General features: G+C 46.5%; 19 protein-coding genes. 4 read left to right on the top strand and 15 right to left on the bottom strand.

The window, feature by feature from the left end:
- Positions 1-67: 67 nt before the first annotated feature.
- Positions 68-544 carry a GNAT family N-acetyltransferase gene (locus STRDD12_RS00545; RefSeq protein ID WP_066916160.1) on the top strand — a complete coding sequence of 159 codons (477 nt, stop codon included), beginning with the start codon at positions 68-70 and terminating at the stop codon, positions 542-544.
- Between the two features lie 127 nt (positions 545-671).
- Here STRDD12_RS00545 and STRDD12_RS00540 read toward each other — a convergent pair whose 3' ends face one another.
- The 4 genes from STRDD12_RS00540 to cdaA all read right to left on the bottom strand — a co-directional run bounded on the left by STRDD12_RS00540 (position 672) and on the right by cdaA (position 5,925).
- Positions 672-2,411 (bottom strand): glycoside hydrolase family protein, encoded by a 1,740-nt coding sequence (locus tag STRDD12_RS00540; RefSeq protein ID WP_231853433.1) that lies wholly within the window; start codon positions 2,409-2,411, stop codon positions 672-674.
- A gap of 320 nt (positions 2,412-2,731) precedes the next feature.
- Positions 2,732-4,084, bottom strand: coding sequence for a phosphoglucosamine mutase (gene glmM / locus STRDD12_RS00535; protein ID WP_066913899.1), 1,353 nt, complete (start codon positions 4,082-4,084; stop codon positions 2,732-2,734).
- Between the two features lie 45 nt (positions 4,085-4,129).
- Complete coding sequence (locus STRDD12_RS00530) at positions 4,130-5,086, bottom strand: CdaR family protein (protein ID WP_156471421.1); 957 nt, start codon at positions 5,084-5,086, stop codon at positions 4,130-4,132.
- Positions 5,083-5,925, bottom strand: coding sequence for a diadenylate cyclase CdaA (cdaA, locus tag STRDD12_RS00525; RefSeq protein WP_066913897.1), 843 nt, complete (start codon positions 5,923-5,925; stop codon positions 5,083-5,085). The genes STRDD12_RS00530 and cdaA overlap by 4 nt, the downstream gene beginning before the upstream one ends.
- Before the next feature lie 98 nt (positions 5,926-6,023).
- Here cdaA and murT point away from each other — a divergent pair, with 98 nt between their 5' ends.
- Positions 6,024-7,367 carry a lipid II isoglutaminyl synthase subunit MurT gene (murT, locus tag STRDD12_RS00520; protein ID WP_066913895.1) on the top strand — a complete coding sequence of 448 codons (1,344 nt, stop codon included), beginning with the start codon at positions 6,024-6,026 and terminating at the stop codon, positions 7,365-7,367.
- Complete coding sequence (gatD, locus tag STRDD12_RS00515) at positions 7,368-8,156, top strand: lipid II isoglutaminyl synthase subunit GatD (RefSeq protein WP_066913893.1); 789 nt, start codon at positions 7,368-7,370, stop codon at positions 8,154-8,156. It begins immediately after the preceding gene.
- Between the two features lie 68 nt (positions 8,157-8,224).
- On the opposite strand, the gene rfbB is transcribed toward gatD, so the two are convergent.
- The 4 genes from rfbB to STRDD12_RS00495 all read right to left on the bottom strand — a co-directional run bounded on the left by rfbB (position 8,225) and on the right by STRDD12_RS00495 (position 12,844).
- Positions 8,225-9,271, bottom strand: coding sequence for a dTDP-glucose 4,6-dehydratase (gene rfbB / locus STRDD12_RS00510; protein WP_066913891.1), 1,047 nt, complete (start codon positions 9,269-9,271; stop codon positions 8,225-8,227).
- 268 nt (positions 9,272-9,539) lie between these two features.
- Complete coding sequence (locus STRDD12_RS00505; protein WP_066913889.1) at positions 9,540-10,133, bottom strand: dTDP-4-dehydrorhamnose 3,5-epimerase family protein; 594 nt, start codon at positions 10,131-10,133, stop codon at positions 9,540-9,542.
- Positions 10,133-11,002 carry a glucose-1-phosphate thymidylyltransferase RfbA gene (gene rfbA / locus STRDD12_RS00500; RefSeq protein WP_066913886.1) on the bottom strand — a complete coding sequence of 290 codons (870 nt, stop codon included), beginning with the start codon at positions 11,000-11,002 and terminating at the stop codon, positions 10,133-10,135. Before rfbA ends, STRDD12_RS00505 begins: the two co-directional genes overlap by 1 nt.
- Before the next feature lie 153 nt (positions 11,003-11,155).
- Positions 11,156-12,844, bottom strand: coding sequence for an adhesin (locus STRDD12_RS00495; protein WP_066913885.1), 1,689 nt, complete (start codon positions 12,842-12,844; stop codon positions 11,156-11,158).
- Positions 12,845-13,013: 169 nt separating this feature from the next.
- Between STRDD12_RS00495 and STRDD12_RS00490 the strand changes: the two genes are divergently transcribed.
- Complete coding sequence (locus STRDD12_RS00490; RefSeq protein WP_066913883.1) at positions 13,014-13,478, top strand: SH3 domain-containing protein; 465 nt, start codon at positions 13,014-13,016, stop codon at positions 13,476-13,478.
- 281 nt (positions 13,479-13,759) lie between these two features.
- Here STRDD12_RS00490 and galE read toward each other — a convergent pair whose 3' ends face one another.
- Genes galE through STRDD12_RS00455 form a run of 7 tightly spaced genes read right to left on the bottom strand, consistent with a single transcriptional unit; the run spans position 13,760 to position 20,192 of the window.
- Entirely contained in the window at positions 13,760-14,770 is a 1,011-nt protein-coding gene (gene galE, locus STRDD12_RS00485) for a UDP-glucose 4-epimerase GalE (RefSeq protein ID WP_066913881.1), read from the bottom strand.
- 6 nt (positions 14,771-14,776) lie between these two features.
- Positions 14,777-15,757, bottom strand: a complete 981-nt coding sequence (locus STRDD12_RS00480; protein WP_066913879.1) for a glycosyltransferase family 2 protein — start codon at positions 15,755-15,757, stop codon at positions 14,777-14,779.
- A gap of 21 nt (positions 15,758-15,778) precedes the next feature.
- A complete protein-coding gene (locus tag STRDD12_RS00475) occupies positions 15,779-16,735 on the bottom strand; it encodes a glycosyltransferase family 2 protein (protein ID WP_066913877.1) in 957 nt (318 codons plus the stop codon).
- Positions 16,725-17,861, bottom strand: a complete 1,137-nt coding sequence (locus tag STRDD12_RS00470) for a hypothetical protein (RefSeq protein ID WP_066913875.1) — start codon at positions 17,859-17,861, stop codon at positions 16,725-16,727. Before STRDD12_RS00470 ends, STRDD12_RS00475 begins: the two co-directional genes overlap by 11 nt.
- A complete protein-coding gene (locus STRDD12_RS00465; protein ID WP_066913873.1) occupies positions 17,852-18,358 on the bottom strand; it encodes a glycosyltransferase in 507 nt (168 codons plus the stop codon). The genes STRDD12_RS00470 and STRDD12_RS00465 overlap by 10 nt, the downstream gene beginning before the upstream one ends.
- Positions 18,358-18,807 (bottom strand): PssD/Cps14F family polysaccharide biosynthesis glycosyltransferase, encoded by a 450-nt coding sequence (gene pssD, locus STRDD12_RS00460; protein WP_066913871.1) that lies wholly within the window; start codon positions 18,805-18,807, stop codon positions 18,358-18,360. The genes STRDD12_RS00465 and pssD overlap by 1 nt, the downstream gene beginning before the upstream one ends.
- A complete protein-coding gene (locus tag STRDD12_RS00455) occupies positions 18,807-20,192 on the bottom strand; it encodes a sugar transferase (RefSeq protein ID WP_066913869.1) in 1,386 nt (461 codons plus the stop codon). Before STRDD12_RS00455 ends, pssD begins: the two co-directional genes overlap by 1 nt.
- Between the last annotated feature and the right edge of the window lie 15 nt (positions 20,193-20,207).

Genomic DNA, 20,207 nt, shown 5'->3' with positions numbered 1-20,207 from the left:
GCAACTTGACAAAGAAGAGGCAAGTTCCTATAATATGGGAGCTAATGCACAAGAAAAGGAGTACTTTATGCCAATTCGTTTAGCTCGGCCCGCTGACATCCCTGCCTTGCAAGGCTTGTTGCAGCAGATTTTAAGCGTTCACCACCAAGCACGGCCTGATTTGTTTAAGGACTCTGGGAGCAAATACACCGACCAGGACTTAGCAGACCTAATGACCAAACCAGAGACCCCCATCTTTGTCTACGAGGATGAAGCAGGTCACGTCTTAGGCCACCTCTTTATCACAATCAAAGAGCCCAAAGACCATGGTGCCCTCAAACCGGTCAAAACCGTCTTTATCGAGGACCTTTGCGTGGACAGTCAGGCGCGTGGTCAAAAAATCGGTGACCAACTCTTTGCTTTTGCGAAAAATTACGCCCAAGAGATTGGTTGCTATAATCTGACCCTCAATGTCTGGCAGGCGAATGCTGGAGCCCTGCGCTTTTACCAAGGTCAAGGCATGCAGCCTCAGGAAACCACAATGGAAATTATTTTCGACCACTAAATGGTGTTGAAGACATTTTTTAGAAGCCTATCTAGTTATAAAAAAGCAGACGAGTCCTCTCGTCTGCTTTTTAGACATTCAGGAAAATGAAGCGTTTTTCTTTCATCTCCTACTAACTGCATTCGGCCTATTGCAAATTGGCCTGTGTGATTGTGACCTGATTGGCATTATCAGGGTCTTCAGTGAAAATCTTAAAGTCCTGAACACCTGATGTGTTAAAACGAGACACTGTGTAGATTTGCCCATTTGGAAAAGCGAATTCCACACTGTTAGTATCTGTGACCACCGTTAGGGTAATAGACTGCTGACCTGACAGGCCACTATCAGCCAGGTAGCCATTGCCATTGCCCAAGAGACCATTGCGGTAATAGTCTGATGAGACTTGGCCATTGGTTCCGTTATTGAGTTCTGCCGCATAGGCCTTGACATTGTATTTGCCATTAGACGGATCGTAATTAAAGCGGACATAATCCTCACCCTGCCAGATATCAATATAGATACGGCCCTTGTAGCTGGCTTGGCTAGAGCTAAAAGTCAACTGGTAATACTGAGCTGCAGACTGGTTAGGGATATCATAAAGGCCATAAACGTGACCATTGGTATCTTCACGGTCAACCCATTGCTGGCCTGACTGAGATTTTGGGGCATCTTTGGTGACATTGCTATAGGTCACGCTATCTCTTGTCGCTGCCTTAGGAATCATCAAGCTTGACGTAAGGGTCAAGCCATCTGTCAGTTGGACTTCGCGAGCGCTGGAATAAGAACCTAAGCGATGCACAAATTCACTGCTAGCGTTTTGGTCGGTGTGGACACCTGTTGTGAAATAGTTCCAGTTGCCGACCCAACCAAGGGCAATCAGGCTATGATTGACAGTGTCGATGGTATCAGACCCATTGGTATTGGCACCGTAGAAATCTGACCCTTGGTCCAAGCGTTTAGCGGTTGTTTCAGTCACAAAGAGTCCGTTGGCATCCAAATGCCCCACTTCATAGTAAGTCCCTGTGGTCTCTCCGACAGAAGCGTCCTTTGCCCCAAAAATCAAAACTTGCTTGCTTTCACCACTCGGTGTCTGCATGGTTTTAATCACAGGGCACTCAACTGGCGCATTTCCATCCCAGCTGTGACCGTAAAAGAAAGTAGACGCCAAAATTTTTGACCCGCCACTTGGGTCTGCCAGACTCCAAGTTACCCCGTCCGTAGATTGGTAAACCCCAATCTCAGAACCTTCAGCCACATACATGAGCATTTTATTTTGCCAGTAGTAAACCGCAGGGTCACGAAAATCTGTCTTGTTGTTGGCATTGGAGACATCCGCTACAGGTTTGCCATCATTGAGCGGTTGGGTGAAGGTCCGACCGTTATCCTGAGAATAGCTGGCATAAATATTTTGAGTTTTATCGGATTTGCGAATACCTGTAAAATAAGCAACTTTTGCCCCCACGGGAACATTGGGGATATTACCTGTATTGGTCACAATACTTCCTGTCCAGGCAGACTGCCAGCCTTGGGTGTCATCGCCACCACTGGCAGGAATAGCACTATTTTGCTCACCATAATGCAAGAAATCTGAGGTCGTTGTGTGTACCCAGTCTTGACCAGAGCTACCAAACGGATTGGTGGCACCATCTTCAGAATGTAGGAAGTAAACATCGTAGTAGCCTGCGTCATTCCAGACGATGGTTTGGAGGTCGTTTGACCAGCCATGAGCCGTAGTCAAATGCGCCTGCTGAACCTGTTCACCGTTTCCTTCTGCTTGGACATGAGCCGTTGGTGGATTGAGCAAAGTCGCTCCGACCAGTAAACCAAGGATAGCTGAACCAGCGGTAAGCATCCCCCATTGTCCTTTTTTTGTCTTCCAAAAAGCCATTTTTCAATCTCCTTTCTGACATGTATTTATGAAGCCAATGGCTAGAAGATAACAAAAATTGCTGCTTTGAGCTGACCTTTTCCATGAAAGAAAGCTTCATGATTAAATATTGTCATGAAAATGTCATGGTTGTCATCTGAAAGCGTTTTTTCAACAAGACTATTGTAACATGTTTAGAGGATTTTACCGCTGAAAATCTCTTGATTTTCAGGTTCTTTTAAGACGTTTTACAGACATAATACGATAGATTTTTAAATAAAGAAAAAGCATGTTGATTTGCCAGCAAAGCAAACAACATGCTTGTTTATTATTGTTCTTTTTTAATCAATACCAATCGTATTTTCAACCACCTTGGCAATGGTGTCGACGTAATAAGATACTTCGGCATCTGTCGGCGCTTCTGCCATCACCCGCAAGAGAGGTTCTGTCCCACTTGGACGGACCAGAATCCGGCCATTGCCGGCCATTTCAGCTTCCATCTTTTGGATAATCGCTGCAATTTCAGGCACTTCCATGGCCTTCGCTTTCATGTCGTTAGCCACACGGATATTGACGAGTTTTTGAGGGTAGATCGTTACTTCGCTGGCCAGCTCTGACAAAGTCTTACCCGTTTCTTTCATAACCTTGGTCAGTTGCACACCAGTCAACTGCCCATCACCTGTTGTGTTGTAAGTCATGATAATGACATGGCCAGACTGCTCACCACCCAAGGTGTAGCCAGATTTTCGCATTTCTTCAACAACATAGCGGTCCCCAACAGCCGTTACCGCTTTGGCTATATTTTCCCGGTCCAAGGCCTTATGAAAACCAAGGTTGGACATGACTGTTGTGACAATGGTATTTTTTGCTAATTCCCCTTTTTCGGACAGGTATTTGCCAATGATGTACATAATCTTGTCACCATCGACAATGGCACCTGTTTCGTCCACAGCAATGAGACGATCACTATCCCCATCAAAAGCTAGCCCAACTGCTGCACCTGTTTCTTTAACCAAAGCTTGCAGGCGTTCGGGATGGGTGGAACCCACACCAGCATTAATATTTAAGCCATCGGGATCTTCACCAATCACGCTGATATTTGCCCCAAGATCGACAAAAATATCACGTGCTGACGTTGAAGCAGAACCATTGGCCGCATCCAAAGCAACCTTAAGGCCATCCAAGGCGACACCTGTCGATACGAGGAATTTTTCGTACTTACGCAGCCCTTCTGGGTAATCAACAAGCCGTCCCAGACCATCGGCACTAGGGCGAGGTAAGGTATCTTCGCTAGCATCTAGAAGGGCTTCGATTTCCAATTCTCGCTCATCATCTAGTTTAAAGCCATCGCCACCAAAGAATTTAATCCCGTTATCCAAAGCTGGATTGTGGCTAGCTGAAATCATGACACCAGCGCTGGCTTTTTCTGTGCGAACCAGATAGGCAACTGCTGGAGTTGCCAAAACACCCAAGCGATAAACCTCAATCCCTACAGAAAGAAGACCCGCAACTAAGGCAGATTCCAACATCTCACCTGAAATACGGGTGTCCCGTCCGACAAAGACTCGCGGTGTGTCTGTCTCGTGTTGACTGAGGACATAACCACCAAACCGCCCTAGTTTAAAAGCTAATTCTGGTGTTAATTCAACATTGGCTTCTCCACGAACGCCATCCGTTCCAAAATATTTTCCCATAATTATCGTTGCGACGCCTGTCGCTTCATCCTTTCATTTCTCCGTTTATTTGGTCACCGAGAGGGCGATAGTAGCCTTTTCAGGCTCAACCGTCACCCCATCCGCACTTAGTGTAACACTTTTAGATTGCGATTTTGTGACATTAGAAATATCAATAGTGACAGAAATTTGGCTAACCTTGTCCAAAGCCTCTTGGTCGCCAGAAATGGTAGCCGAGCTAACCGAGCTTTGGTACTTCACCTCAGAGACCCCTTCTGCCTTTTGGCCGGTCAGATTAACGACAACCGGCACGACCTTGGTCAGTTTTTTCACTTGCACATCCAAGGTTGCTTTAGAAGGGTCAATAATGCTCGAAATAACCGTTCCATCTGCGGAAACTGCCTGCAAGTTAGCTTGACCTGAATAGTTGTCTGACAGCACCTTATTAGACGGCAGGACCGCTTCAACATGGTCAATTTGCTCTAGGCTATCCTCGTCGCTAGTGACCGTAACTTCGGACAGATTACTACTTGCTTTTTCCAACTGATAACCTGCTGCAAGCTGGTCCTCATCGACGCGAGGCAGGACCTTGAAGGTCTTGGACTTTTTCTTGCCAATGGTGACAGACATGGTGCCTGGGGTAACTCGGGCCGTCACGTCACTTGGTAAATCCTTGATTTGGAGCTTAACAGTTGTCACCCCGGTGTCCGCATTGGTCAAGTCAGCGACCACCTTAAACTTACGGGTACTGCTTGAAATTTCCGAATCCAGTTTGACACGGTTGGTCGAGGTCAGATAAACTTCCGCTTCATAGGAATAACCCGAGATGAAATACTTGTCACTATCGTACTTGATATCAATGGGCACATTTTCAACATTGGCCGAAAAGGTCTCATGGGTCTGTAAATCACGCCCATTATAACTTGTGGAATAGGCTGTCAAAAACAAGACAATGGCAAAAAAGAGGGAGACTAGGGCATAAGACGTTTGTGCCGAAAAAATTTTTCTCAAAACTTTTTTCATCGCTTTTTCCTCCCTAGTTTCTGCCAGAGGGTTCTTGGGGCCTCTTCACCCGTCACAAAAACCTCACGTAGTAAGAGTTCAAAGGCTTCATAGCTCAAATCATGCTGGAAGTTTCCCTTATAGGCAACCGAGATGCCACCTGTCTCCTCAGAAAGGACAAACGTAAAGGCATCTGTTGCTTCAGACAGGCCAATGGCCGCTCGGTGACGGGTTCCAAATTCTTTCGAAATGCCTGAACTTTCTGTGAGAGGCAGGTAAGATGAAGCCGTCACAATCTTATCTCCCTTGATGATAACTGCCCCATCATGGAGGGGGGTATTGGGAATAAAGATATTGATTAAGAGTTGACTTGAGATATCCGCATCTAAAGGGATACCTGTCGTAATATACTCTTGTAAGGTCTGGGTTCTCTCAACAGAGACCAGAGCCCCTATCTTACGTGGGCTCATGTATTTGGCAGCTTCAACGAAAGCTGTAATCATCTTTTCTTCATTAGAGACCTGACGTGTTTGGATAAAATATTGCGGTGTGCGTCCAAACTTTTCTAAAAAGCCCCGAATTTCTGGTGCAAAAATCACAACGGCAGCAATGACACCATAAGTGACAACTTGGTTGATAAGCCATGTGACTGTAGTGAGGCCAATCCATTGCGCCACAAAGCGAATGGCTAAAAAGAGAATCACCCCTTGAATGAGGGTCATTACCCGTGTTCCCATCAGAGATTTGATGAGACGATAAATCACCCAGGCCACAATCGCAATGTCAAGCAGATTGACCACGATGACCTGTGGTGAGGCAACTAAATTAGTGAAAAAATCACTGGAAAAAAAAGACAGCAAGCCCTGACACCCTTTCTAGATTAGTAGTGCCTTTATTATACCACGAAAGAGATGTTTTTCCTGTCTCCTTCCTTATTTTTTTTGGTAGAATAACAAGTATGAAACTACAGACATGTTTAGGCATACTTGCCGGAAAAAGTTCACACGCCATCCTTAGCCGGATGGGCCGAGGGTCAACCCTACCAGGAAAATTGGCACTCAAAATGGACCCAGATATTTTACAGACTTTAGCCAAAGACTATGAAATCGTGGTCATCACAGGAACCAATGGGAAGACACTGACGACAGCCTTGACCGTTGGTATCTTGCAAGAAGCTTATGGCCAAGTGGTGACAAATACCAGTGGCGCCAACATGATTTCAGGGATTACGGCTACGTTTTTGACGGCAAAAAAGGCCAAATCAGGTAAAAAAATTGCCGTTTTAGAGATTGATGAAGCCAGCCTTGCCAAGGTCACGCGCTATATCACACCTAGCCTTTTTGTCTTTACCAATATTTTCCGTGACCAAATGGACCGCTATGGCGAAATCTACACCACCTACCAGATGATTTTAGACGGCGCTGCCCAAGCACCGCATGCCACTATTTTGGCCAATGGGGATAGCCCGCTCTTTCATTCCAAAGAGGTGGTCAATCCTGTGCGCTACTACGGTTTTGACACGGAAAAGACTGAGCCAAGGCGGACGCATTACAACACTGAGGGGGTTCTTTGTCCCAAGTGTCAATCCATTTTGACTTATCGGCTCAATACCTATGCCAATCTGGGAGACTACTCTTGCCCCAACTGTGACTTTAAGCGGCCTGAACTAGACTACCGCTTGACATCCCTCAAGGCCATCACAAATACCTCAGCTGACTTCACCATTGACGGTCAGGACTACCGCATCAAGGTTGGGGGCCTCTACAATATTTATAACGCCTTAGCAGCTGTGGCAGTGGCAGAATTTTTTGGCATTGCTCCTGAAACCATCAAGGCTGGCTTTGAAAAGAGTCGGGCTGTCTTTGGTCGGCAAGAAACCTTCCAAATCGGGGACAAGGACTGTACCTTGGTTCTTATTAAAAACCCTGTCGGTGCCAACCAAGCCTTGGACATGATTGCCTTATCTGACTATGACTTTTCCCTGTCTGTCCTGCTCAACGCCAACTATGCCGACGGTATCGACACCAGCTGGATTTGGGATGTCAACTTTGAACACATTACAGACATGCCTATCCCTGAAATCTATGCGGGGGGTGTCAGACATTCCGAAATCGCCCGTCGCTTACGGGTGACAGGCTACCCTAGCCAAGACATTAGCGAGATGGCCGACCTCAAGGCTATCTTTGAAGCCATCAAGACTCAAAAGACCCAGCATGCCTACATCCTAGCGACCTATACGGCCATGCTAGCCTTTCGGGAATTGCTGGCCAGTCACCAAGCAGTCAATAAGGAGATGCGTTAAATGGTTTATACCTCTTTAGAATCCCCTGAAAACCAGGAAGCTCAGTACGAACTTGCCATTGCTCACCTCTATGGGGACTTGATGAATACCTATGGAGACAATGGAAATGTGCTCATGCTCAAATACGTTGCTGAAAAACTTGGGGCCAAGGTCCGTGTGGATATTGTTTCCCTGGGAGACGACTTTTCCGCGGATGACTACCAACTCGCCTTTTTTGGTGGCGGACAAGACTACGAGCAGACCATCGTCGCCAAAGACCTCCCTCAAAAACGGGCTGAACTGGAGCGCTATATCCAAAGCGAAGGAACCCTCCTAGCTATCTGTGGCGGTTTCCAGCTCCTAGGGCAATATTATGTCCAAGCAGATGGTCAAAAGATTGATGGCCTGGGTATTTTAAAGCACTATACCCTCAATCAGGAAAACAACCGATTTATCGGAGACATCAAAATTTATAACCAAGCCTTCGACGAAACTTACTATGGTTTTGAAAACCATCAAGGCCGGACTTTCTTAGCCGATGATGAAAAGCCTCTGGGCGTCTGCGCCTACGGAAATGGTAACAATGGCCAAGACCAAACGGAAGGCGTGCACTATAAAAATGTCTTTGGTTCCTATTTCCATGGGCCTATCCTCTCTCGCAACCCACGCCTTGCCTATCGCCTAGTGACGACCGCCCTAAGACAAAAATACGGACAAAACATCACCCTAGCAGACTATGACAGCATTCTAGCCCAAGAAGTTGCCGAGGAGTACGCAGATACCAAAAGCAAGGCAGACTTTGACAGTTAACCGACAAAAGCCTCTAACCACTTCTCAGCAAAAAAATCAACCCAGGTTTTCCTGAGTTGATTTTTTGTTTATTTAAGCACTTCTTGCGTTTTCGCATAGTTGGCTTCGACGGCTTCTTTTTCAGCTTTCCACCAGTCTTGGTTATCTGTGTACCATTTGATGGTTTCTTTGAGGCCTTCTTCGAAGTTGGTGAATTCTGGGCGCCAACCGAGCTCATCACGAAGCTTGCTAGCGTCGATGGCATAGCGCAAGTCGTGACCTGCACGGTCTGTGACGTGGTCGTAAGCGTCAGGCGCTTGTCCCATTTCTTTGAGGATAAGCTCTAAGACTTCCTTGTTGTTCTTTTCACCGTCCGCACCGATCAGATAAGTTTCACCAATCTCACCCTTGGTCAAGATGGTCCAGACACCTGAAGAGTGGTCATTGGTGTGGATCCAGTCACGCACATTTTTCCCCTCACCGTAAAGTTTTGGTTTGATTCCAGAGAGGATGTTGGTAATTTGACGTGGAATGAATTTTTCGATGTGTTGGTAAGGACCGTAGTTGTTAGAACAGTTGGAAATAGTTGCTTTGACACCAAAAGAACGCACCCAAGCCTTAACGATCAAGTCAGAGGCTGCCTTGGTTGATGAATAAGGCGAACTTGGGTTGTACTTGGTTTCCGCCGTGAATTTTTCCCCTGGGCCTTCGCCATGTCCTGGTAAGTCCTCACGCAAAGGCAGGTCACCGTAGACTTCATCCGTAGACACGTGGTGGAAACGGATATCGTATTTGCGAGCCGCTTCTAGCAAGGTGTAAGTCCCGATAAAGTTGGTATGGATGAAAGGAGATGGGTCGTTCAATGAATTGTCATTATGGCTTTCTGCGGCGTAGTGGACGATAGCGTCAGCCTTAGCGGCTAACTTGTCAACGGCTTCTGCATCCGCAATATCTGCTACGACCAACTCCACGCGGTCGCCCAGGATTTCCTCGATATTGGCCCGGTTCCCCGCATAGGTGAGCTTGTCCAAAACGGTGATATGCACGTCTGGGAAGTTGTTATAGACATAGTGGACAAAGTTAGAACCGATGAAACCAGCCCCACCTGTCACGATGATGTTTTTGTATTCAGTCATTTCTTCTCCAAATAGTTTTTAGTTTTGATTGTTTCTTAAATCAATCTTTTTTTAGCTTTCCTTAGGTGAGTACGGACGTCAGCTAACTTCTTCGAAGTTCCATGACTAAGTTTTGAGCCTAATGTCTCAAAACTTCCGAGCACCTGAAACAAAATAGTTCAGGTGCTTTTCTCACGGCGGAAAGCTAAGCATATAGCTCGCTTCGCTCGTTTATAGCAAAGCTAAAAACTATATAATGATGTTCTTGATTGTTTTAAGAGCAACATTTTTACAAATCTTCTGCTTTTAATGGTTTGACGTCTTTGAGCAAAGGATGGTTCTTGTCTGCTTCTGAGACTTCTGCTTCTGCTAAGTTTTCCCACTGGATGCCTAGGCTTGGGTCAGCATAGTTGACGAAAGCGTATTTTGGCTTGAGCTCTAGAGCCCAGTAGTCATTGACCAAGTAGCTATAAGACACCTTATCAGACAAGACTTGGAAACCATTCGCGACACCGCGAGGGACGAAAATACCCTTGGAAGCATCAATCACGGTCTGGTAAACATTTCCGAAGCTTTCTCCTTCACGGAGGTCAACCCAAGACCCCAGAACCTTCCCTTCATCTGCAACTGAGATGTACTTGTCCCAAGGCTCCGCATGAAGGCCACGCAAAACATTTTTCCGTGAAAAGGACACGTTGTTTTGCAACTTGCCTTCCGCAAAGAAACTTTCAGGAAATCCTAGAGGAAGCATTTTTTCCTTTTGGAAATTTTCCTTGAACCAACCGCGGTTGTCCCCATGGACAGGGATATCAAATTCTAACATCCCTGGGATGGCCTCAATAGCCTTGGCTTGCAGTGTTTTACCAAAAAAGTTATCTGTCATTAGGCTTCTCCAATCAGACGGAGCAGGTATTGCCCGTATTCGTTTTTCTTGAGGGGTTGCGCCAGTTCACGAACCTGATCTTTGGTGATATAGCCCATCCGATAAGCAATTTCTTCTAAGTTAGCCACTTGAAGGTTTTGCATCCGTTGGACGGTCTCAATGTATTGGGCCGCTTCTAGGAGACTTTCATGGGTTCCTGTATCCAACCAAGCAAAACCACGTTCCATGATTTCCACAGACAGGTCACCACGTTCCAGGTAGGCCTTATTGACATCTGTGATTTCTAGCTCACCACGTGGGCTAGGCTTGATGTTTTTGGCAATCTCAACGACATCATTGTCATAGAAATACAGGCCTGTCACAGCATAATTTGACTTGGGATGCTCAGGTTTTTCTTCGATAGAAAGGGCATTCATGTTTTCGTCAAACTCAACGACACCAAAACGCTCAGGGTCTTTGACTTGGTAACCAAAGACTGTCGCCCCTTTTTCTTTGGCTTCTGCTCTTTGGAGCATCTTGGACAGACCAGGACCATAGTAGATATTATCCCCTAAAATAAGGGCAACATGGTCGTCTCCGATGAACTCTTCACCGATGATAAAGGCTTGCGCCAAGCCGTCTGGGCTAGGTTGCTCCGCATAAGAGAGGGAAATCCCAAACTCAGAACCGTCTTGCAAGAGCTCTTTAAAGCGTGGCAAGTCCTGTGGGGTAGAGATAATCAAGATATCCTTGATTCCTGCCAACATCAGGGTTGAGAGGGGGTAGTAAATCATTGGCTTATCGTAGACGGGCATCAGCTGTTTAGACGCAGCACGGGTGAGCGGGTACAGCCGAGTTCCTGAACCACCAGCGAGAATGATTCCTTTCATGAAGTAATCCTCATTTCTTGTATAATCACTTCATTTTACCATTTTTTGAAAGCTCTGTCACTAATCACCCTAGGGAGATTGGGCTTTTTCCCTTCTATTTGGATAGGGAGAAAAATTCTTTCATTTTTTAAGCCAATATCTGGTCTAAAGCAGTCACTTATTTTTCTTATGGCCACGTTTTTTGACCAGCAAGGCAGTGCCTGCTCCGATGACCAGAAGGCTCACCCCACCAGCTAAAGCATAGGGAAGGTAACTGTGACTTGCCTTTGTTTTTTGCTGGCTAGTGCTACTTTTACTGCTACTAGCACTGTTAGACGCATTGCTGCCAAAGCTCGTGCTCGTTTTGTAATAGTTATCAAAATCCGTCCGGTCGATGTAGTCGGTAGATAAGGCATTGTTTTCTGAAGTTGTAACGGTGGTGCTATAAGTCCCTGTCACCGTCACGGTCTTGTCACTCTCACCTTTTACCACCGTTTGACCGTTGGCTACGATGGTAACGGTTTTGCCATCGCTATCGACCACTTGGCCACCTTTGGCAAGGTTAAGATTGGAAATGGTCGAATCACCTGTAACCACCCACTTGGATTTGCCATCAATATTCACGGTAATAGGGCTAGTCGTCGGTGAGGTATTGGTCGCATTTTGTGAAATCATCGTGCTTCCTGTATAAGTTGTCCCATCCAAGAGATAGAGGTCCAAACTCGAAATAGTATCGACAGAAATGTTCCCCTTAAGGGTCTGTTTAAGCCCTGTAAAGGTGACCGTAGCCCCATTGCTGCCCGCCGTTCCCCAGTTATTGCTGTCATTTCCTGCAATGGTCAAAAGGTTGGCCTTGCTGGTGTCAAAATCCAAGGTCGTATCAGATAAGACGACATTCGCCTTGGTATTGGTCACATAGAACATGGCGCCTGAGCTAATGGCCGATGAAAGGGTGGACTGACTGGCTTCAAAACGCGCCGTCTCGCTGGTTGTTGTCTCTGCATCCCCAGAGGTGGATTGGTAGAGAATAACGCCGTTGGCGACAGGGTCGGAGCCCGTCGTTCCCGTCAGGCTAGACTGTAACTGGGAGTTATAAATCCGGATGGTGTTGAGCCCCTCCATCCCTGCCAGCTGACTGCCTGAGCTTGTCCCAGTCACATTGTCCACCTCAATGGTTCCCGTTGAATACAACAAGGGCGAGCCTGAACCTGCCGTCGTCAATTGGGAGTTGGTAACGGAAATATTTCCCCCACCACGGTCCGTGGCTAGCGCTGCGCTGTGGTCGCCCTGGGTAGCGATGGTCATCTTATTGGCAAGGATATTACCGCCATAGGTGGCATCAAGCCCCCGAGAGTTATCTGCTGTGGTGGTAATGCTGGAGTTATTGGCATAGACACTGGCCTTGTCTGTCGCAAAAATCCCATTTGACCCAGTTGAGCTAGCTGATAGACTAGAGTCACCAAGGTAGGCCTTACTGCCTGAATTGACCGCTAACAAGATGGAATTCACGCCATAGAAATTGTCATTGTCCGCATCATCATCGTCGCCTGACTTGTTCAGGGTGACCTTATTTAGCTTTAGGGTTCCCGCATTTTGGGCCAAGGCCACATTTTGTGCAGAGCTGGTGCTTTCTGCGCTTGTATTTTCGAGGCTTGTTTCGGTCGCATTAGCCGTCAAGACCCCATTAGTTGTTCCCGTATAGTCATAGGACTGGGTATCGGCACCCCCGCCCCCAGCTGCAACTGTCATTGCCTGGCCAGTTTCCTGGGCAAAGACTGCGACAGAAGGTAAGCTTGCCGTCGCAAGGATTGTTGTGGCTGCAAAGAGCCCAAGGTATTTTTTGGCATCTTGTCGTAATGTCATGAGAAATCTCCTTTACATGCATCGTCTTTTCTTGCTAAAACAATAATCCAACTGACTTAAGGTGACCTCAAAGAAATCCCAAAAAAATCTAAAAAAACAAGGGCTTTCCCTTCAAAATAAGCTATAATAAGAGTAAATTTTCCCACGTCAAAAACGAAAGGAGCTTCTTATGACAAAATCCTTAAAAGGCCGTTTGGCAGCAGGTCTTCTCCTTCTAGCCAGCCTTGGTTTAGTGGCCTGCAACCAGCAGACGACAAGACAATCAGCAACTTCTTCCACAAGTTCGACTAAGGTCAGCCAGACTCAGTCTTCGCCGTCATCGACGACACCAGCTTCTAGCAGTTCAACCCCAGCAGAAAATGCCTCAAGTTCTTCTCAAGACTCTAGCACGGCTTCAGAGACGACACCAGCAAGTCAAACAAGTCCGTCCTACACCGATACTATCTCTGTGGGAACTTACACCTTCAAAAACACGGTTCCGGTCAAGGCCAGTCCACAGGAGTCTGCAGAGACTGACTTTTACTTTAACCCTGGTGACAGTGTCACCGCTGCCCAACGTTTTACCAATGACAACCACATTTGGATTGCATACCCAGACTACAGCGGTCAGACCCACTACGCCATGATTGAATAAGGGCGCAGAAAAATGAACCGAAACTTCCCTTAGTTTTTGATAGACCCCCTTAGCTGACAAAGGGACGCTAAAGATGTCTGACGGCTTGCCTAGCTTCACTTTGTCCCTAGGATTTCACAATTTCCAAACGTTTGAAACCCTTTTGTTTCAAGCGTTTTTTCTCACAGTTGAAAGCCTTGGCCCTGCTTAGGACAAGTAGAAACGGCTTTTTTAGCAGCATTTTGACCAATAAAATCAGTCTGTCGCCATTCTAAAATCCCCTTGGATAAGCCAAGGGGATTTTAGAATGGCGACGGTTTGCTGGCATAGCCTTGGGGGTGACTTTTGTGCCAAGCCCAAGCAGACTGAATCATAGCATCAATCGTATCATACTGCGGACGCCAGCCAAGCGTCTGACGGGCTTTTTGTGAGCAAGCTATCAAGGTATCGGGGTCCCCTGGTCGTCGCTCAGCCAGACAGGCAGGGATGGCTTGTCCTGTGACACGGCGGGCTGCTTCTAGTATTTCCAAATTGGAAAATCCTGTCGATGAGCCCAAATTAAAGGCTGTTGAGGCGCCACCTTCTTTGAGATAGCCGAGCGCTAACCAATGCGCCTGCGCCAAATCAACCGGATGAACATAATCACGGATATTTGTACCATCTGGTGTCGCATAATCCTGACCAAATATTGCCACCTCCGGACGCTGGCCCTGAGCTACCTGTAAGATGATAGGCACCAAATGGGTTTCACACCGATGGTCCTCACCGATACTGCCATCAGGTTTGGCACCAGCTACATTAAAATAGCGCAAGGCCACATGGCGAATGCCATAGGCAGTTTCAGCCCAGGCCATGACCTTTTCCATCATGAGTTTGCTTTCGCCGTAGGGATTGATGGGGGTTTTTTGCCTTTCTTCCGTGATGGGGTTGGCATCTGGCAATCCATAGACCGCTGCCGTAGACGAAAAAATCAAATCCTTGACGGGATAGTCTTTCATGACTTCCAAAAATTTCACCAAACCGACCAGATTGTTATCAAAATAGGCCAAGGGCTTGGCCATCGACTCGGCAACCAGTGAAGAGGCTGCAAAATGCATGACCGCATCCACATCCGGGTGTTGCTCAAAGACGTGACGCATCGCTTTTTGATCAGCCATGTCCGCTTGATAAAAGGGGAGGTCTTCAGGCAAGGCTTCCCGGTGTCCTGTCGAGAGATTGTCTACGACGACAACTGACTGGTCTGTCTGCGTCAGGAGATAATCCACCATATGCGAACCGATATAGCCTGCCCCTCCAAGAACTAATATTGCCATAAGATCCTACTTTCTAGATGGGCGCTTAACCAGAGCCTTAACTCGCCCTGCTAGGGGCAAACTAAAGTAAGCCAAGCTATTTTGACAGCGTAACCCTAGAGGTGTCTTGACTCTTGCCTGCAACAAGGTCTTGACCACTTGTCGAAAACGAACCTGCAGACATCTTTTTTCCTTACTGTCCAGCAAATCTGCGCTATCCTTAAAACAGGTCACTAGCCAGTTGCAATAGACTTGAGCCGCCTTGAGATACAGACTCTTATCTTTATCCTGATAAAAGGCCAAACGCTCCTCTTGCATTTGCGTTTTCATCCACAGCTTTTGAGGGGTCATCTGCGATGTGGTAATGCTATCTGGACGGCAGACATACTGGTAAAGTGGCGTCTGTAAGGTAACCACCTTTCGATACTGCCAAAAAAGCTGAAAATTCATATACTCGTCTTCATAGGTTTTCCCTTTTTCAAACAAGAGCTGTCTAAAAATGTCGCGGCGATAAATCTTATTCCAAGCGACCACGTATTTATAGCCATCATCATCTAAAACCCGATTGAGCAGGGCATGGCCATCTTTGAGCCCATCTGGTGCATCTAAGATTTCATCTTTGTAAGCCTGATAAGAGTCATCGACGAGCTCAAAAGAGCACAGAGCTAGGTCTGCCTGCTGCTGGGAAATGGCCTGGTAGAGCTCTGCGATAAATGTGGGTTTCACCCGGTCGTCACCATCGACAAAAACTAGGTAGTCTCCCTTGGCACGGGCAATGCCATAATTACGAGCATCTGACAGACCGCCATTGGCCTTATGCAAGACGCGAATGCGCGGGTCTTTTTGCGCCCAGGCCTCACAGAGCGCTCCAGAAGCGTCTGTCGCCCCATCATCCACCAAAAGAATTTCCAGCTGGGGATAAGTTTGTGCTAAAAGACTCTGAATACAGGCGTCCAGATACTTTTCAACATTGTAGATGGGCACAATGGCCGTCACCAAGTCAGACATGAGGTCTCCTTCCACAGAAAATTAGGGCCGCAAGCGCCGATACAAAAAGAGATAAAGGGGCTGCGCATAGGTTAATAATACAGTTGTCACAAAACGCTTGCGGCTATTGTAGCGCCAGAGGTCCTTGACCGAATAAGCCCGTAACTGACGACGCAAATCACGATAGTTTTCCGGGTAAGTGGCCTTGGCTTTTTTCAGTAGCAAATGCGTCAAAGCCTTACAGACCTCATGGATGAGATGAGCCTCAGCATAGGGCTTGAGCGCATCTGGCGTCTTTTCAAGCATGGCCTGAGACAAAGCAACCGGTTGAAAATAAGCAGGTGAGAAAGATTGATTCATGGCCGACTGGTCTCGGTAAAGATAATCATAATAACTAAAGCGTGTATCCACAACCACTTCTTTGGCTCTCAGTAAAACGTCATACAAAAAGGCCATATCCTCACCGATAGAAATACCAAGAGGCAGGGTCAGCTCACCAATGACAGACCGACGAAAGAGCTTATTGACAAGAACATTTTCCAAGTAGTGGCCTGATAAAAAGGCTTGTAGGGCTTGGTCCTGATTCAAACAGGCCTGATAGGCGCCATTTTTTTTCACCCGACGCTGGCCATAAACATTGGTAAAGTCAACCACTGCAATATCAGCTGTCGTCCCAATCCCTTCCAGCAAGGCTTGGTAAAGTTCTGGCTGAGGCAGGTCATCGGCATCGCAAAAAGCGATGAATTTTCCTTTTGCCAGGCTCAGGCCCTTATTGCGGGCCGCAGAAACCCCTTGGTTTTCCTGATAGATATAACGAAAAGCAGGGTCTGCCTGTGCGTAGCTTTGACAGATGGCGCCACTAGCATCGCTGGACCCGTCATCAATCAAGAGAATTTCCAATTGCTCAAAAATAGTTTGAGCACGCAAGGCTTCCAAAGTTCTTGCCACCGAATCGGCAAGGTTATAAACGGGCACAATAACAGAAATCTCAGGCGTCATTTTTTGACTCCTTGGCATAAACACTATTGTAGACGAGTTTTAACAAGACGATGCCCATAGGGTAGATGAAAATATTATGGAAGGTGCCCACTATAAAGAGTAGAGTGATACTAAGTAAAGAAAGGTGAGATAAGCGCATGCGACGGTTGACAAGGCGGATGCCATTTAAGAGGGCCAACGTCCCAATTAAGCCATATTCCGTCACCCACATGACCAAATCTTGATGGAGCGGGTAGTAATTACTCTTAATATAAGGCAAGAGTTGAGGGACAATGTAGGGCGTCAAGCCACCACCCATTCCCATAAAGAGGGTTTTAGGATAGGTCACTAGGAGTTGGATAAAGTACCAAATAATATCCGTCCGAGTTTGGGTGCTTTGGTAACCATTGGCCCGCAATTGAAAACCATGCGTTGGTCCCCACAAGAGAATGGCTCCGATAAGGCCAAAGACCAGTAAAATAACTGGAAAATACCAAACTTTTTTAAAGACATTGCTTGCATTGACCAACTTGACCAGATAATACAACCCCAAAAGACCTAAAAGCCCCAAGGTTGAGCGTGTTTCACTCCAGAAAATTGCCAAACCAGAAATGGCCAAAATAGCAAATGTCCACCAACTGCTAGATGTCAACACAAAGTAAGCACTGGCCAGCAGCAACATAAAAGAGAAAAGTGTCGGTGACCCTACCAAAAATCCGGTAACCCGGATGACACCCTGGGTGTGTTGCCAGACCGCCATTGCTGCCCCAACGGCAATAATCGTGCCAAAAAAGAAGCGCGGGTAAGTCAAGGTCAGGTCATGCCAAAAAAAGACCACCGCCAACATGAGGGCATATAAGAGGGATTGAAAATCCATCCCCCAACAAGCAATATAAAAGCAAGTTGGCAACATTACCGCAAAAGTGTTCGTATCTGATGGCGTCCATTTCTTTGGTTTTTTGAGCCAAAAAAAGCTAAGCAAAGCGAGAAGACATAGACAGGTCAAGATTTGACGGTTATAAAAACCTGTGTAGGTCGTCGCTGGGGTGTAGATACGCTCAAAAATCAAGACAAGAATAGCCAGACTAAGACTGAGGTCTTTCCAATCTAAACGACCTAAGCGCGTTACAAATGAATTTATTGACATGATTTCTTTTCTTTCAGGAGTTGATGAATCGCCTTTTCTAAATCAGAAACAAAGGCATCTGTATGACTGCTAATGGCTGATGCCCCTTGCTCTTGTGGCGAATGGGACAACTGCTTTGCTAAATCTGCTATATGGTAAATCGGTACAAGGGGAACCTTACCTTCAATCTTTTCTAGAAATTCTTTTTGATGGTCATTGACATGTTCTCCCTCTGCTTTCAAACGTGGAACCACTAAAGGGCATTTCCCCATAGCAATCACCGCCATAAAACTCGCCGGTCCGCCATGAGTGATGACCCTATCTGCTGTAGACAAGGCCTCTTGCATCTCATCATAGGACAAAAAGGCTTGCCAGCGACAAGCCTTGGGCGTGTATCTTGTGTAGCCAGTTTGTATAAAAACGTCGTCTGTGATCGTTCCTTCTAGTTTCAAGCGGTCAACCGCTTCAACCAACCGATCAAAACCTTGCTCATGGGTACCGACAGTCACAAAAATCATTAGAATAAGCCTCCTAGATTGATAGCTTTAGGGTAAACTGCCTTCATCTCCTCCCATTGCACCACAAAAAGGTCTGTAATGGGATAAACTAATTTTCCTGTCAAGGTTGGTGCATCAATCCGGTCAAAGACTTCAATGTAGACTGTCTTTGCCCCAAAGAGTTTGCCCAGATAGAAAAAAGGAACGGCAACTGCTGCACCTGACGATATGATGACATCAGGACGTTCCTTACGCAGCAGTTTAAAGGCTAGCCAGGTATTTCTTAGCAGGTTTTTCAAATTTCGATTTGTCGGGTAAAAGCAAGGGTACCACTCTTCTTCTTGCAAGAGACTCTGTGCGTCCGCCTTGTCAAAGGTCACCCAGAAGCGTTCTTCTTTTTCCCATAGTTTTTTAAGCAGGTAAAGATGGGTCAAATGGCCACCACTAGACCCCACAAGGCATAACTTCATTACTTTGCACCACTTCCCAAGAGAACCACCTTTAGTGTCCTCACTAATACTTTGACATCTGACCAAATGGTCCAGGTATCAATATAGGCAACATCCATAGCGACAATCTCATCAAAATCTTTAATATTACTGCGACCGGAGACTTGCCAGAGGCCTGTAATTCCAGGTTTAAAACTCAAACGACGTTTTTGCATGGGGCTGTATTGTTCGTACTCATCTACGGTTGGTGGCCGTGTCCCAACTAGACTCATATCCCCTTTTAAAACATTCCAAAACTGAGGCAACTCGTCAAGACTCGTCCGGCGAATAAAACGACCAATGGCAGTGACACGCGGGTCATTATCAACCTTGAACATGAGACCTGAAACCGTATTTTGGTTCAAGAGGGCCTCTTTTTCCTTTTCTGCGCCAACCCGCATGGAGCGAAACTTGTAGAAATCAAACACACGGCCATTTTTACCCACGCGCTTTTGCTTAAAAATCACAGGGCCACCATCTAGCTTAATAAGGGGCGCTAAAAAGAGCCCGAAAAAACCACAAATGGCAAGGCCACACAAGGCACCACAAATATCTAGAATGCGCTTGGCAACAATATGGCTCCCCTTGTAAAAGGTGGATGAAAAAGTGACCACATTGTAGTGGGAAAGTTGGCGAATACGCTTGGCGCCAAAGGATTGGTACTCCAGAGCGTTGATGTTCAAACTGACATCAACCCCCATCACCTCAAATTGTGCGATGTAATCTGATACAGGGTAGGTATCGCTGGGAAGGTTGATAAATACTTCATCAACAACCGCATGGGTGGCATAACTCATCATATCCTCGACGGCTACCACGACAAGTCCCGGCAAGACCACAGGACCTATCGCATCCAAAATTGTTACCGCAGATAGGTGATCATCCAAGTAGTCATTTGAGGTGTCTGAGAAATTAGCCAGAACGCGATCGAGATAAGCCATCACTGTAATGGCATAAATTTGCTTCGCACTGCCCTGGGTCAGGCGTTTGTTTTTATAGTAGGCTTGCATCACACGATTAAAAGCATACAAAGCCAAGCCATTGATCCCCGTAAAGAAAAGGAGGCCACGACGTGAAACAATAAAATTATCTTTTAGGATAAACGAAGAGACTGAAACCAAAGCCACCAAAACCAAACTATACCTCACGATGGCTAGAAGCTCTTGCAGGTAACCTCGACTTAAAAAATCACGGTAGGCATTGCTCACATAATAAGAAAGGAAATGTAAGACCAAAAGAGAAATCACACTCAAATCTTGGATATCGGCATAAGGCACCAGACGGGTTAAACAAATAGCAAAGAGCACCACAGCCAATTGAAAGACGCCCATTAAAAACTTATCTCGCCCTTTACGCGTTTGAATCATTTGATCTCACCTCCC

The sequence above is a fragment of the Streptococcus sp. DD12 genome (assembly GCF_001578885.1).
Taxonomy (GTDB): Bacteria; Bacillota; Bacilli; order Lactobacillales; family Streptococcaceae; genus Streptococcus.
The sequence above is the reverse complement of the archived record's forward strand: the minus strand, read 5'-3'. Positions and strand labels throughout refer to the sequence as shown.

What these genes read in the sequence shown, in the direction of transcription:
- STRDD12_RS00545 (WP_066916160.1), top strand. Translation starts at nt 68, where the DNA reads ATGCCAATTCGTTTAGCTCGGCCCGCTGACATCCCTGCCTTGCAAGGC.
- STRDD12_RS00540 (WP_231853433.1), bottom strand. Translation starts at nt 2,411, where the DNA reads ATGGCTTTTTGGAAGACAAAAAAAGGACAATGGGGGATGCTTACCGCT.
- glmM (WP_066913899.1), bottom strand. Translation starts at nt 4,084, where the DNA reads ATGGGAAAATATTTTGGAACGGATGGCGTTCGTGGAGAAGCCAATGTT.
- STRDD12_RS00530 (WP_156471421.1), bottom strand. Translation starts at nt 5,086, where the DNA reads ATGAAAAAAGTTTTGAGAAAAATTTTTTCGGCACAAACGTCTTATGCC.
- murT (WP_066913895.1), top strand. Translation starts at nt 6,024, where the DNA reads ATGAAACTACAGACATGTTTAGGCATACTTGCCGGAAAAAGTTCACAC.
- gatD (WP_066913893.1), top strand. Translation starts at nt 7,368, where the DNA reads ATGGTTTATACCTCTTTAGAATCCCCTGAAAACCAGGAAGCTCAGTAC.
- rfbB (WP_066913891.1), bottom strand. Translation starts at nt 9,271, where the DNA reads ATGACTGAATACAAAAACATCATCGTGACAGGTGGGGCTGGTTTCATC.
- STRDD12_RS00505 (WP_066913889.1), bottom strand. Translation starts at nt 10,133, where the DNA reads ATGACAGATAACTTTTTTGGTAAAACACTGCAAGCCAAGGCTATTGAG.
- rfbA (WP_066913886.1), bottom strand. Translation starts at nt 11,002, where the DNA reads ATGAAAGGAATCATTCTCGCTGGTGGTTCAGGAACTCGGCTGTACCCG.
- STRDD12_RS00495 (WP_066913885.1), bottom strand. Translation starts at nt 12,844, where the DNA reads ATGACATTACGACAAGATGCCAAAAAATACCTTGGGCTCTTTGCAGCC.
- STRDD12_RS00490 (WP_066913883.1), top strand. Translation starts at nt 13,014, where the DNA reads ATGACAAAATCCTTAAAAGGCCGTTTGGCAGCAGGTCTTCTCCTTCTA.
- galE (WP_066913881.1), bottom strand. Translation starts at nt 14,770, where the DNA reads ATGGCAATATTAGTTCTTGGAGGGGCAGGCTATATCGGTTCGCATATG.
- STRDD12_RS00480 (WP_066913879.1), bottom strand. Translation starts at nt 15,757, where the DNA reads ATGTCTGACTTGGTGACGGCCATTGTGCCCATCTACAATGTTGAAAAG.
- STRDD12_RS00475 (WP_066913877.1), bottom strand. Translation starts at nt 16,735, where the DNA reads ATGACGCCTGAGATTTCTGTTATTGTGCCCGTTTATAACCTTGCCGAT.
- STRDD12_RS00470 (WP_066913875.1), bottom strand. Translation starts at nt 17,861, where the DNA reads ATGTCAATAAATTCATTTGTAACGCGCTTAGGTCGTTTAGATTGGAAA.
- STRDD12_RS00465 (WP_066913873.1), bottom strand. Translation starts at nt 18,358, where the DNA reads ATGATTTTTGTGACTGTCGGTACCCATGAGCAAGGTTTTGATCGGTTG.
- pssD (WP_066913871.1), bottom strand. Translation starts at nt 18,807, where the DNA reads ATGAAGTTATGCCTTGTGGGGTCTAGTGGTGGCCATTTGACCCATCTT.
- STRDD12_RS00455 (WP_066913869.1), bottom strand. Translation starts at nt 20,192, where the DNA reads ATGATTCAAACGCGTAAAGGGCGAGATAAGTTTTTAATGGGCGTCTTT.